This window comes from Hydrogenophaga sp. FW305-3-2-15-A-LB1 (assembly GCF_058787875.1).
Map to the genome: position 1 here is coordinate 58,222 of NZ_JBYTAE010000017.1, position 13,487 is coordinate 71,708.

At 61.1% G+C, this 13,487-nt stretch carries 9 protein-coding genes; 5 read left to right on the forward strand and 4 right to left on the reverse strand.

Annotated elements, in window-relative coordinates; genetic code table 11:
• Positions 1–436 precede the first annotated feature (436 nt).
• From AC3WPZ_RS07400 to AC3WPZ_RS07410, 3 genes are read right to left on the reverse strand one after another with little or no spacing between them, the layout of a single operon-like run.
• The gene (locus tag AC3WPZ_RS07400) at positions 437–1,237 is read right to left on the reverse strand and encodes a hypothetical protein (RefSeq protein WP_492438920.1); all 801 of its coding nucleotides are present in this window, start codon (positions 1,235–1,237) and stop codon (positions 437–439) included.
• Positions 1,230–4,148 (reverse strand): tyrosine-type recombinase/integrase, encoded by a 2,919-nt coding sequence (locus tag AC3WPZ_RS07405; protein WP_492438922.1) that lies wholly within the window; start codon positions 4,146–4,148, stop codon positions 1,230–1,232. Before AC3WPZ_RS07405 ends, AC3WPZ_RS07400 begins: the two co-directional genes overlap by 8 nt.
• A complete protein-coding gene (locus AC3WPZ_RS07410; protein ID WP_492438924.1) occupies positions 4,145–6,280 on the reverse strand; it encodes a hypothetical protein in 2,136 nt (711 codons plus the stop codon). Before AC3WPZ_RS07410 ends, AC3WPZ_RS07405 begins: the two co-directional genes overlap by 4 nt.
• A 469-nt stretch (positions 6,281–6,749) precedes the next feature.
• Here AC3WPZ_RS07410 and AC3WPZ_RS07415 point away from each other — a divergent pair, with 469 nt between their 5' ends.
• Positions 6,750–7,091 (forward strand): hypothetical protein, encoded by a 342-nt coding sequence (locus AC3WPZ_RS07415; protein WP_492438926.1) that lies wholly within the window; start codon positions 6,750–6,752, stop codon positions 7,089–7,091.
• 80 nt (positions 7,092–7,171) lie between these two features.
• The gene (locus tag AC3WPZ_RS07420) at positions 7,172–7,456 is read left to right on the forward strand and encodes a hypothetical protein (protein ID WP_492438928.1); all 285 of its coding nucleotides are present in this window, start codon (positions 7,172–7,174) and stop codon (positions 7,454–7,456) included.
• 845 nt (positions 7,457–8,301) lie between these two features.
• Here AC3WPZ_RS07420 and AC3WPZ_RS07425 read toward each other — a convergent pair.
• Positions 8,302–10,713 carry a heavy metal translocating P-type ATPase gene (locus AC3WPZ_RS07425; RefSeq protein ID WP_492438930.1) on the reverse strand — a complete coding sequence of 804 codons (2,412 nt, stop codon included), beginning with the start codon at positions 10,711–10,713 and terminating at the stop codon, positions 8,302–8,304.
• Positions 10,714–10,847: 134 nt separating this feature from the next.
• Between AC3WPZ_RS07425 and AC3WPZ_RS07430 the strand changes: the two genes are divergently transcribed.
• From AC3WPZ_RS07430 to AC3WPZ_RS07440, 3 genes are all read left to right on the forward strand, one after another.
• Positions 10,848–11,039, forward strand: a complete 192-nt coding sequence (locus AC3WPZ_RS07430) for a heavy-metal-associated domain-containing protein (protein ID WP_382153745.1) — start codon at positions 10,848–10,850, stop codon at positions 11,037–11,039.
• 109 nt (positions 11,040–11,148) lie between these two features.
• The gene (gene cueR / locus AC3WPZ_RS07435; RefSeq protein WP_382322108.1) at positions 11,149–11,703 is read left to right on the forward strand and encodes a Cu(I)-responsive transcriptional regulator; all 555 of its coding nucleotides are present in this window, start codon (positions 11,149–11,151) and stop codon (positions 11,701–11,703) included.
• Positions 11,704–11,748: 45 nt separating this feature from the next.
• On the forward strand, positions 11,749–13,487 hold a 1,739-nt coding region (locus tag AC3WPZ_RS07440; RefSeq protein WP_492438933.1), incomplete at its 3' end, for a heavy metal translocating P-type ATPase.

The following is a 13,487-nucleotide window of genomic DNA, read 5'->3' on the forward strand; positions in this document are numbered from 1 at the left end:
ATTGAAGCGGGTGAGGTCGTCGATGTCGCTTACGTCCGGTCGCGGAAGACTCTTTCGCCAAAGGCGTAAAACGCTAGCACGCAGGGCCAGGCATTCAGATACAACAGCTGTGATGTGAGAGCCCGAGGTCATCCGGCCAAGAGGATAGGCTCAGCTCAAGCGTGCAAGCGATGCCCAGAGTCGCAGACCGTGTGGGGATGCGAGATCGCTTTGTGAAGCGTTAAGCATACCGTGAGTGTTTCACGGATCACTGGGGATTCAAGACCAGTGGGCTCAACTGAGTGCGCCGGGGGCAACTGCCACGGGTCCAAACCCCTCTTCCGCCTGCCCATAAATAAGCCTCGATAAGATATAGTTATCGTTACCTATAGTCCAGCTCAAGAGGAAGTGCTTTGTGGGTTCATCTTCTGAACCTATTTAGGTCAGACGACTGGTCTTAGCGTCGCGGGGGCGTCTCAGTTGGCATTTCACACAAAGTCCAACGCGCTAGCGCGCCATCGACCCAACTGAACTCAAGCAGGACATTGCTTTCGAGGTAGACCTGCCTCTCCATCGCACTAGAAAGAATTCGGCCAGCTGCTTCACCCAAAGCGCTTTTGTCTCGCACGAGGTCCACGTGATGAGTGGGGACACTTAGAGCAAGGCCCACATCATCAACCTCCTGATCTACCAGGGTCATGGAGTGAATCCGTACTCTGCATTTATGACGGGATAGCCGATCAATTTTGAACTTGACTCTTGCCATGCGTGCGTGGGGTAGCCATCGCCCAATGGAATCTAGTGGAAGATCTTCACCATCGACAGTGCTGTAGATCGTAAGAGTCGGAGGGCTCCCGGCCTTTCTAGACGCCCAAATTTGTTTTCGGCGATGAGCCAGATCGGGGTCGGATGATGGGTCCGCATAGCTCTTCAGAGCAATTTCATAGAGGTCGCGTATGCCCGGCCGCGCTTCCTCAAGCATGGCGATATCGATGGAGGAGGGATCATGCTGCTTTCCTTCACTGCTGCGAAGATTTAGCCATCCTTGGCGTGACCGAACAAGATAGGCGCTTATGAAGACTTTGCTTTCCTTCGTCTCGTAGTCGAACTCGATCACACTCGCGCGAAGCTTGTTGATTGGGAACTGGTCACACAACGTCTTGTGGAAATCCGCCTTGCGGTCCTCCCATTCCCCCTCACTGAGGGACGTGTCTGAGCCCGCTAGCACCTGGCGGGCAACGAGGTGGCGATCAGACATTCGGCGTTCCCTCGAGTTCATCCAGAAGCAGAAGTGCTTTTGCAGTTAGTAGCCAGCCTCGAAGCGCGGCTGTTTTCTCGGCGGCGGGGTTTGTCCGGTCCGCTTCCGCGTGCGGGTTAATCCGCAGGTAGGCCGGCGGCCTTTCGGGGCGCCAAGGAGCATGTTCAACGCGTGCGTTGAACTTGAGCTCTTGGGAGAAGAGTGCATTCAGGCTTTTGATCACCTCTGATGATTTCTCGAGGTAGGCCGAGGAGTTCGCTGCGATCAGTTCGTTTTCGCGGGCCCTCACGGTGTTACCTTGCACGACCGCGCGAATATGGCCTCGGTCAAGATCGGCATAACTGAGGAGCTGGAGGAGCGGGCGTCCGGCTGCGTTTGGCAAAAGTGGGAAATGCAGCCCACGACCATTTTCCTCCCAGCAGCTCACGGCGGCGGCCATCACTTGGCGGCTGATGCTGCTATCCATCGCGTTTGAAAATTTCGACCAGAAGGAATGGCCACAAGCGCTGGCGTCGACCCGCATGCGTTGGAGGCGTTCCGCCAAAGGCGGCATCGACACCAGATGGTGTGTCGTGCGCGGGAAATGCCTCCGATAGAGACGGGCAACCCACGCGTCCAGACGGGCGACGAGGTCCTCGAACGTATGGAAGGGGATGCCTGTCAGCCGAGCCAGAGAGTCATGGGCAGCGCCGTTCTGCAACCTTCCCAGCGCGTCTGCGATCTCGAGGGAAGAAACCTGCCGCTTGACTGCAGACGGTCGGGCGGTGGTTGCTGGTGCCGTCCACTCAAATGGATCGGCCGCCCGCGGCAGAGGAATCGAGACGGCCATCTCCTCCAACTTTCTTTGCCAATGGTGTGTGGAGTCGATGCGCAGGCGTCGCGCAGCCTGAATCAACGAGTTGCCATGAAGTGGAGTCTTGTTTCCGCTCAACGACCGCAGTACTCGAGCTTGGTCATCGGAGTTGGTGTGCAATGCGGTTTGCATGCCGAAGTCGATCCACAGTCGAAGTGAGTCCTCATAGAGATGTGAGTAGCTGCGGAGCGTGGTCAACGGCAACACATGTCCTGCGGCACTGGAGACCGCATAAAGCGGGTTGATATCTACCGTGACACAAGACTTCAGAACTTCCGCGACCTGGTTGCTCACTACGGTGTGTCGAAGATCGTGAAACCGCATTCGTGGGCATCCGCTGGCCAACTTGACGAGTTTGTTAAGTAATGCCTGGACTGCGGCTGGTCGGTATCGTTCCTTGTCAGCGTTCTTGTTGCCGAAGAAGTACGCGGACAGATTTCCTGTTTCATAACTTCGCACTTCGACCCAATCTCGAAGGATGCGCAAGGAAGATGCGTTGCGCACCGTTAGTCTTCGCTGGGAAGAGTCGGTCTTCAGACGCCCTCGGCGGGCATGCCGAACAACCTCGATCTGGCAGTACGCGCCTAAGGAGTCGTTGCCAAACGAGATGTTGGCGGTTGTCAGTCTTGAAAGGTCCTGATACCGCACCGCGCACTCGCGCGCTACAGCCAGCATGACCTTGGCGATCTGGCCGACCCTCAGGTCAAGCGCATTGGTGCACTCCTTTTGACACCAATCGATCTCATGAGGCCAAAGGACGTTTGCACGCACTTGAGTACCGCTTGGAGCGACATCGGCGCTCTCGCTGTCCTCTTTCTCGCCGCGGGTGCTCGTGAAATTTATGAAGAACTGTTCAGTGTCAAAAACTTCCTCCAAGTACGATTGGAAGCTCCTAAGTGCAGCTGCGGTGGCCACTCGCATGCCGCTGGTCTTGGAGTTGAAGACGTTTTTGTAGACGGCGTCAAGGTTGATCAAATCCCAGTTGTCTGGCTCTGCTTCGAAATCGCGAAGATCTTTGCCGAGACTGAGCAAAACTGAACTCGCATACTGACGGATGGTGCTTGCTGCGGGATTCTTCGAACCGACAGTGCCAAATTCGCACATGTAGGCGATCCAACCTACCAACACCACGGTGCTTGGGCTGTTGCTGCTCAAGTTCAGCGGTAGTTTCAATAAGCCCTCGATCCAGTGTCGCTTTGTTAGACCATCTATTCCAGAGGGGTGGCGAGTCTGAAGAATTTCCAGCGCAGACTTCAGCAGGTTCTCGTCGTATTGAGTTCCGCTGACCTCACCAAGAGAGTCAAGCAAAGTGTCGGTCTGAAACTCTGCCGGGCTGTCGTGAGCTTCCAGATTGGAACCAAGGCTCACCGCCAGATGGGTCTCGCTCCGGGCCCATGCTGCGCGGTCGATCGCCGTTAGAACGAACATGCCGGAGCAATGCGAAAAAAGTGGTCCAGGGAGGTACGGGCTGAGCCAGGCCAACTGGTCCGATGCGAGAGCGAGGAGTGGATCGCGCTCCTCTCTGTAGAAATTGTTCTCTCGCAGCCAGGTGAGCAACGGGTCAACTAAATCAACGATCTGAAGCTCGTTGATTGGCGGCTCAAGGATCAACTCGCCGTCACCTGGGGCAGCGGCGATAGGATCCTTCCGCGATGCAGAGACGTCTTGCACGCTTCGCAGATTGGGCCGACGCGGCCAAATGTGGAGTGTCAAAGGGTGAAGGACGCGGCGCTCAATCCTTTGGCTTGGCCCTTCGTGCCATTCGAGGGCGACGTGATCTCCGCAGCGATACGGCAACGAAGCCGATTTCACTAGGTGGGGGAGGGCATCTGGACGAATTCCATCTAGGCAAACTAGACGGGCCGCGAGCAGCCCATGTAGCTCATGAACTTGTAGGGCCGAGGAAGATGGGCAGAAGACGCATTGTTGAATGAGGCGCTCAAAGCGCCGTGCAGCTGATCGCGTGTGCACGGTGAACTCCCACTGGCTGCCCTCGTAGGGAGACCCACTAATCTTTATGGCGGAGCCGCTGGAGATCGCTTTACGTTTGGTGGTCATGAGAACGCCTTTTCAATGGCAGCCTTGCGTGTCTTTCCTTGGCTAAGCCCTGGCAAAGGTGGGCCAAGCAGCTTCTTGGCAATCTGTTGCTGCGCTTCAGCGGCTCGGAACAGATAGACGCTGAGGGAGCCAGGATCAAAAGCGCTGGCGGGCTCTTGACCCCGCTTGAAGTGGCGAAGAAATGCGTCGATGTCACTAGAGCGGACGTTGTGTTCGCGCAGCTCGTTTTCCATGACCTTTCGACCCACATCTGGCGGCAGGGTGAAACCGGGCATCAGCGAGGATGTGAATTCGCGAGAACCGATCGGGTCCACCTCGTCTTCATCCTTGACCATCATGAGGAGGCGCTGGTTCTCCCCGGCCGCTACCGCCATACAGGAACGAGTGAACGGGGTATTTCGACCAAGCAGCGTGTACATGCGCTCCGCGGTCGCTTGGCAGTGCGCCTTGTACAGTTGAACTACCATCGCTACATATGCGCAGATGGGGACGGGCTGATAACCACGATCGTCCTTGGTGAGCTTGTCATGAATCGCCACCCATAGGTCGTTGTGGGTGTCGATGCTGGCTTCGAGATCCAGATGTTGAGTTTCTCGTAGCGCGAGCAGAAGAGACAAGCGCCAAGCACACACCCGGGTGTAGGCGTTGTGAAATGCACGGATGCTCTGCGTGGTCGAACGCTTTCCCGGACGGCATTGCTCCGCAAGGAGCGCCAGCGCAGCATCGTGCAGTTTGATGTTGTCGGCTTGAGGGACCACCCGACATCCCATCCCTTCGGTCTGTGGGTGTGGATGAACTGGCATGTCAAAGCCGAGTTCCATGTGAACGCTGCGTTCCACTTCATGGAGCTCGTCAACGGGAACCATGGCGTAGTGCAGCTTGGATCGAGGGATGATGCTCAGGTCGCCACTAACGAATGACGCCAGTAGTTTGTTGACGCCCTGTAGCCGAAGATGCCGTCCTAGGGTGTACCGCAACCTAGACCATGTAGGCTTGAGTTCATCGGTGCTCGGAAAAACACTGCTGTTTGGCGCAGGTGGTAGCTCGTTCGGGAAGAGATCGACCAACGTCTTTGCTTGTGGATGGCGTTCATACCGCGCCTGCAAGTTGATGTGGGTAGCCTGGGGAAAGTGAACGTGCAGGCAAGGGTGCGCTGCAATGCTCCCCGGTAGTGCCTTGCCAGCATCATGAACGGCAATGCTCAGATCCAGCTTGATCAGACCTCGGTTCAAATCGATATACGAGATGCCTTGCGGCCGATCCGAATCCCCGAGCTCCAGCATGGGGGCGACCTCTATTGAGAGGCCCGTGCGCAACACGATGAAGCCAAGAACACCTTTCAATGTGTCTTGCGCCAGTTCTCTTGCGACAACTGCTGCGGCCTGTTCAAACTGAGGCTGCGTTAGGAGCCGGTGATTCAGTGCTCCTGCGACATGTGATGCCGCCGCGTTTAGCGCGGAGCTCAGCACTTGCGATCGGATGCGCTCAATCGTGGACGGCTGTGGGGCGTCTTGGTTGCCGCCATATTCCCGCATGACTTCTCGCCATGAGCGGCGAAGCGTGTAGACCCAGTTGGCAAGCTCAGCTTCTTCTGGAAGATCGTGCCACAGCAAGTGGTGTAGCTGTTCTTCAGAAGGTGGATCACTTGCCCGCAGTTCTACTATGTCATGCGCAATGCTCTTGGGTATGGGCTGATCGAGTCGAAAGGCACGCAGCACGGCGCACCCTGCTAGTACAAGAGCGGCGTTGTCAGCGCTCGCGGTGAAGCCCATGTCAGCGAAGGCCACCCAAACAGGGTGCTTAGTCTTCGTGCCTTTGAGGGTCGATGGCGCCGACCCATGCGCGGTGCCAATGCTTCTTCTGAGGCTTTCCGCGAGCACTTCCGCAGAAACGAGAAGCCCGTGAATCCGCGGGTCGGCATCAGCGATTCGGTTCGCAAGCTGTGTGAGGCCGCCGATGACTGTGGCGACCACTTCTAAAGAGCATGGCGCTCCGTCGATTGCGTTGAGCAGTCGCGTGAGCTGTGAATGAAAGCCGTTGGTGGTATCGCCATCTTCGGCAATCAGACCGATAGGGGACTGACTTGCGAGGCGGGTTGCAACATGTGTGAAGGTCGGCTGCGTTGATGACATGGGACTAGGCGTGAACTGGCCTTGGTGGCGATACCTCATGCATCGGCAATGATTTTTTAATCTTTAGGGCCTCGCTTTGTTATGAATATTGGCATCTGTGTAAGAGATATACACTAAGCATTGGCTGTGTATGAAGAAGTGTTAGCAGACCAATTTGAAGCTTCGGTCATGCGTTTTCGGGTAGTTTTCTGACTTCAGCCGTTCTGAACATGAGGTCATGGGTGCGCAAAGTGAACTCAGTTCCTTTTCGTCGATTTCGAATCGTAAACACGCTCGGGATGTATCGCCAGGCTGCCGGCACAAGTGCGAGCGACTAGGCTGAAAGTCCACACGTGAAAAATATTGATCCTCTGCACGGGAAACCATGACGAGACCAGGTTGCCGCAGTTTTTTGCCTCGTCTGTCATGGGCTCCGGCAAGATTGAGCGCCGCTATCGTGAGCTGGGGGGAAAGCACTCAGCTAGTTGAGATGCAGGCCAAGAACGAGCGCCTGCAAGGCAAGATTCAGAAGATGCGCCAGCGCCTGCACGACCTTCAATCCGTCAAGGCGCAACTGGCCCGATCGGCAGATCTCCCAGACGGACCCGACGCACGAGCGATGACCGCCCACAGCGCTAAGGGCATGGCCATGGTGGGCTACAACGTGCAAGCTGCGGTTGATACTAAGAACCAGTTGATCGTTGCCCATGAAGTCACGAACAACGGCAACGACCGTGCACGGCTCAGCCCCTTGGCCCTAGCAGCGCGCGATGCGATGGGTAACCTTAGCGATTGCAGCTTGAGACCCCCACCCAAGGAGATAAGAAATTGAAGACAAAGCGTCCATTTCGGAGATTTTTTGCATGGTGTGTGCTGAGGAAACGCTGGGTGCTCCGGGTCTCGCACGACAACGTGTCCAAACACATCTTCGAACACGTGCGCAATTTGGGCTTATGTGCTCTCGTCCTGGGGGCCGGGCACTTCGAACTACAACGCCCCATCGCAGATGGAGGACTTTTCCATTGGCTCGCCGTCGGCTTCTTCTTCGGCTTCGGGTCCTTATTGTATTTGCTCAACATGCTCAATGGATACGTGAAGCTTAAGACCGCAGGCGTGAACAAGCACATACTGTTGAGCTGGGGCAACTACTACAGCTTGTTCACATTTGTGATCATCAACTCAGTTATGCGCTTGTGACTTGGTCAGGAAGTCTGGTGCACGACTTCGGCTAGTCGCCACAGCATTTCGTGCGCTCTAGAGATCCCGCCGAGGGGTGTAGCCAGCCACCGGATTCGGCAAACTTAGCTCGAAGCTGCTTCATCAGGACAGCCCCAGACATCAAGACGACGTTTCCCAACGGTGGCCCGCTCCAAATCAAAGAGGTGAGACCAGCCTGAAGGCATCGACGTTTGGCCACTCTACTTGCGCAAGGTCCTTGAGACCACCGCTTGAAAGTTGTCCATCACTTCATCAATCGGGTGACCCATCTGGGCATGAACGATAGCGCCATGCTGCACGGTATGCGGCATGCCTACGGTGAGGCCACAGAGGCCGGTCATCTGAACGTGTTCGAACAACTCTTTCGACCGTATCGATAAGATGTGTTGTCTTTGCTTTGCCCCGTGTTGCCCGCAAAGGCAAACTACCCAACGGTCGCTTCTAGGCCAATTCTGATTCGAGCATGAGAGGTGCTTTTTGGCGTCGCAGGATGACAGGTAGGGCGCCATGGTCTTGCCATGGGCTTTGACGTTGTCATTCGGGTTCGTCAGGCGCCTTCGGTAAGCTGTTGATTCATATAGGATGACCGGAGCTTTAGATGTTGAGGGCCATGTCATCCCTGTTAAAGCCTGGTCACCCCGGCGTATGTACACAGTGGGATTTCGAGGCTCATAACCCAGGTCGCAAGTTCAAATCTTGCCTCCGCAACCAAAAAACCAAGCGTTTGCTTGTCATTGAAGCCCACGGTAACGTGGGCTTTTTTGTTTCTGTCGAGGCTTTGAGCGAAGTCGGTGGCACCGCACGGTGCGCCCCGACTTCCATGGTCAACGCACAGACGAAGCGTGATCGTTGCCCGCGCGCCAGCCTCGCAGCAGGAGCGCGTTGCTCACCACGCTCACGCTGCTGAGCGCCATGGCCGCACCCGCCACCACCGGATTGAGCAAACCCGCCGCGGCCAGCGGGATGCCGATGACGTTGTACGCGAAGGCCCAGAACAGGTTCTGGCGGATCTTGCGGTAGGTGCGGCGCGAGATGTCGATCGCATCGGCCACCAGCGCCGGGTCGCCGCGCATGAGCGTGATGCCGGCCGCGTGCATGGCCACGTCGGTGCCGGTGGACATGGCGATGCCCACATCGGCTGCCGCCAGGGCCGGCGCATCGTTGATGCCGTCGCCGACCATGGCCACCGACCGGCCGCCGGCCTTGAGCCGGTTCACGATCGCTGCCTTGTCCGCCGGCAGCACCTCGGCCTCGATGTGGTCGATGCCCAGCGCACCGCCCACCGCCGCCGCGCTGCCCCGGTTGTCGCCCGTGAGCATCACCGTGCGCACGCCCATGGCCTGAAGGCTCTTCACCGCGGTGATGGCGCTGACCTTGGGGGCATCGCCAAACGCCAGCAGGCCCACCAGCACCGGCGACTCCGTCACGTCGGCCAGCCAGGACACCGTGCGGCCCTCTTCCTGGAGTTGCTGCGAGGGCCCGGCCAGCGCGGTGGTGTCCACGCCGAGCTCCTGCATGTAACGCGGGCTGCCCAGGCGCAGTGCGCGGCCCTGCACCTCGGCCGACATGCCGCGCCCGGGCACGGCACTCACCTTGGCGGCCGAGAGCGTGGGCACGCCGGCCGCTTTCGCGGCGTCCATCACGGCGCGCGCCAGCGGGTGTTCGCTGCCGGCCTGGATGGCCGCGCTCCACGACAGCAGCGCCGCCTCATGGCCGGCTGCCGGCAGGGCCGACACCAGCTGCGGCTTGCCTTCGGTCAGCGTGCCGGTCTTGTCGAAGGCCACCGTGTCGATGCGGTGCGCCACCTCCAGTGCCTCGGCGTCCTTGATCAGGATGCCGTGGCGCGCGGCCACCCCGGTGCCGGCCATGATGGCGGTGGGCGTGGCCAGACCCAGCGCACAAGGACAGGCGATCACCAGCACCGCCACCGCGTTCAGGATGGCTTGCTCCCACTGGCCCGTGGCCAGGCCCCAGCCCAGCAGGGTGATCGCGGCGATCACCAGCACCACCGGCACGAAGACCGCGCTCACGCGGTCCACGATGCGCTGGATTGGGGCCTTCTTCGCCTGGGCCGATTCGACCATGCGCACGATCCGCGAGAGCGTGGACTCGGCGCCCACGGCCGTGGTCTCCACCAGCAACAGGCCCTCGGCATTGACCGCGCCACCGGTGACCTTGTCGCCCGCGTGTTTGGCCACCGGCAGGCTCTCGCCGGTGATCAGCGATTCGTCCACCTGGCTGGAACCAATGGTGACGATCCCGTCCACCGGGATGCGTTCACCCGGGCGGATGACCACGATGTCCCCGAGTTTCACGCGCGCCATGGGCACGTCCACATCGCCGTAAGGCATGCGCACCCGCGCCACGTCGGGCTTGAGGGCGTTGAGGGCCGCGATGGCGGCGGTGGTCTGGCGCTTGGCGCGGGCCTCTAGCCACTTGCCCAGCAACACCAGCGTGATGATCACGGCCGAAGCTTCGAAGTACAGGTGTGGGGTGCCGTGCTCGGCGTGCTTGAACAGCAGGTACAGGCTCAAACCATAGCCCGCGCTGGTGCCCAGGGCGACCAGCAGGTCCATGTTGCCGGCACCGGCGCGCACGGCCTTCCAGCCCGCCTTGTAGAAGCGCGCGCCCAGCCAGAACTGCACGGGCGTGGCCAGCGCGAGTTGCAGCCAGCCATTGATCATCCAGTCGGCGCCGAACAGCATGCCGACCATGGGCAGCACCAGGGGCAACGAGAGCGCGGCGGCCAGCGCCACGGGCCACCAGGGTTCGCCTGGGCGGGCCGCGGGTGGTGCGGCGGCGCCTTCCTCGAACGGTGTGGCGTGGTAGCCGGCCGCGTCCACCGCGGCGACCAGGGCATTGGGTGACGTCCCCACCGCTCTCACGGTGGCCCGTTCGGTGGCCAGGTTGACTTCGGCGGCCTGCACGCCGGGCACCGCCTTCAGGGCTTTTTCGACGCGGCCCACGCACGAAGCGCAGGTCATGCCTTCAATCGTCAATTCAAAGGTTTCAGCGCCCATGCTGTACCCGGCTTTTTGCACCGCAGCCGCCAGGCTGGCGCCCGTGGTGGTGGCGGTGGCGTTCACGGTGGCCCGTTCGGTGGCCAGGTTGACGCTGACTTCGCTGACGCCGGCAACGGCCTTCAAGGCCTTCTCCACGCGGGTCACGCACGAGGCGCAGGTCATGCCTTCGATGGGAAATTGGTGCTCGGTGAGCGCAAGGGGGGTGGTGTTCAAGGGGGTCTCCGGTAGGTTGAGACCTCGGATGCTCAGCCTTGACACGGTGGTCAGGTCAACCACCGGCGCCACTTGACCTTGCCTCCGTGGCAATGCCCAGAGTGCGGATTCCCTCAACTTTCACGGAGTCTTCCATGCACGAGTTCCACCTCCCCGAAATGACCTGCGGCCACTGCGCCTCCAAGGTGAGCATCGCCCTCAAGCGCCTCGACGCGGCCTGTGACATCCAGCTCGATCTGCCGCAGCGCAAGGTCCAGGTGCGCAGCGACGAAGACCGCGCCGCGCTGATCGACGCCCTCAGCGAAGCCGGCTACCCACCGGCCTGACGACCGTTCGTCAAGGCCCTCGGTGGGGGCCTTGACCTTCCCACGGTGTCAAGCTGCATCCTCCCTTCATTCCACATTCCATTCCCCACCCGACCTCACGGAACACACCATGACCCCCTTGATGAACATTGGCGAAGCGGCCGCCGCGGCCGGCGTGTCGGCCAAGATGGTCCGCCATTACGAACAGATCGGCCTGCTGCCCGCGGCCGAGCGCAGCGAATCGGGTTACCGCCTGTACGGTGAGCGCGAGGTCTCGGTGCTGCGGTTCATCCGGCAGTCGCGCCGGCTGGGTTTTTCGGTGGCGCAGATCGCCGAGCTCATCGGCCTGTGGAGCGATTCGCGGCGAAGCAGCCGCGAGGTCAAGGCCGTGGCCCAACGTCACCTGGCCGACCTGGAAGAAAAGCGGCACGAGATCGAGCAGATGATGGACGGGCTGTCGGTGCTGGTGCAGGCTTGCCATGGCAACGACCAGCCCCATTGCGCCATTCTCGACAAGCTCTCGCTGCACAGCCCGGCCCAGCACCAGCCAGAGCACAAGCCCCAACTCCGGAAGGGGCGCCTGCCGCGCGACGAGGCCGCCGGCGAACGTTCTTCCAGCCCCATCGACCTCATGGCCTGGATGCGCGGTGTCCAGGTGCACCAGGCCGGCCAGCCCGAGCGCTGAGCACAGGACCAACACCAGGGATTCGAATTTTCAGGAGGAACCGACATGGACCAGCACGCACATCACCACCATCACCACCACCCCGCGGCGCCCGCGCCCGCGCCGCAAGGCAAGCCGGGCACGGTCTACACCTGCCCCATGCACCCGGAGATCCGGCAGGACCACCCGGGCAACTGCCCCAAGTGCGGCATGTCGCTGGAACCCGTCCTGCCCGAACTGGACGACGACGAGAACCCGGAGCTGGTGGATTTCCAGCGGCGGTTCTGGTGGACCTTGCCCCTCACGGTGGTGGTCGCCGTGCTGGCGATGTTCGGCCACAACCTCGGCTGGTTCGACATGGCCACGCAGAGCTGGATCGAACTGGTGCTGAGCATCCCGATCGTGCTGTGGGCCGGCTGGCCGTTCTTCGTGCGCGGCGCGCAGTCGGTGATGAACCGCAGCCCCAACATGTGGACGCTGATCGCGCTGGGCACCGGCGCGGCGTTCGTCTACAGCGTGGTGGCCACGGTGGCGCCGCAGGTGTTCCCCGACTCCTTTGTGTCGATGGGGCGCGTCGCGGTCTACTTTGAGGCGGCGGCGGTGATCATCTCGCTGACCCTGCTGGGCCAGCTGCTGGAACTCAAGGCGCGGTCACAGACCTCGGCCGCCATCCGCGCGCTGCTGGGCCTGGCGCCCAAGACCGCGCGGCGCATCACGGCCGAAGGGCAGGAGGAAGACGTGCCGCTGGCCCACGTGCACGTGGGCGACCTGTTGCGCGTGCGCCCCGGCGAGAAGGTGCCCACCGACGGCACCGTGGTCGAGGGCCGCAGCTCGGTCGATGAATCCATGCTCACCGGCGAGCCCTTGCCGGTGAGCAAGCAGGCCGGCGACAAGCTGATCGGCGCCACGCTCAACACCAGCGGTGCCCTGGTGATGCGCTCCGAGCACGTGGGCTCGGACACCGTGCTCTCGCAGATCGTGCAGATGGTCGCCCTGGCTCAGCGCTCGCGCGCGCCCATGCAGCGCATGGCGGACCAGGTGGCGGGCTACTTCGTGATGGGCGTCGTGGCGGCGGCGCTGCTCACCTTCTTCGGCTGGGGCCTGTTCGGCCCCGAGCCGAGCTGGGTCTATGCCCTCATCAATGCGGTGGCCGTGCTCATCATTGCCTGCCCCTGTGCGCTGGGCCTGGCCACGCCCATGTCCATCATGGTGGCGACCGGGCGCGGCGCCACCCACGGGGTGCTGTTCCGCGACGCCGCCGCCATCGAGAACCTGCGCAAGGTGGACACGTTGATCGTCGACAAGACCGGCACCCTCACGGAAGGCCGCCCGAGCTTCGAACGCGCCGTGGGCCATGGCGGCTTCTCCGAGGACGAGGTGCTGCGCCTCGCCGCCAGCCTGGACCAGGGCAGCGAACACCCGCTGGCCCACGCCATCGTGGCCGCCGCGAAACAACAGGGCCTGGTGCTGGACAAGCCCGAGCAGTTCGACTCCGAGTCCGGCATCGGGGTGCGGGGTGTGGTGGGCGGCAAGGGCCTGGCCCTGGGCAACACCGCGCTGATGCAACAGCTGGGCGTGGACGCCTCGCCCCTGGCCGCCGAGGCCGAAGCGCTGCGCGCGCAGGGCGCCAGCGTCATGCACCTGGCGGTGGACCAGGCGCTGGCTGGCCTGCTGGCCGTGTCCGACCCGGTCAAGGCCACCACGGCGGATGCGCTGAAGTCGCTGCGTCGGGCGAATGTGCGCGTGATCATGGCCACGGGCGACGGGCTGACCACCGCGCGCGCGGTGGGACAGCGCCTGGGCAT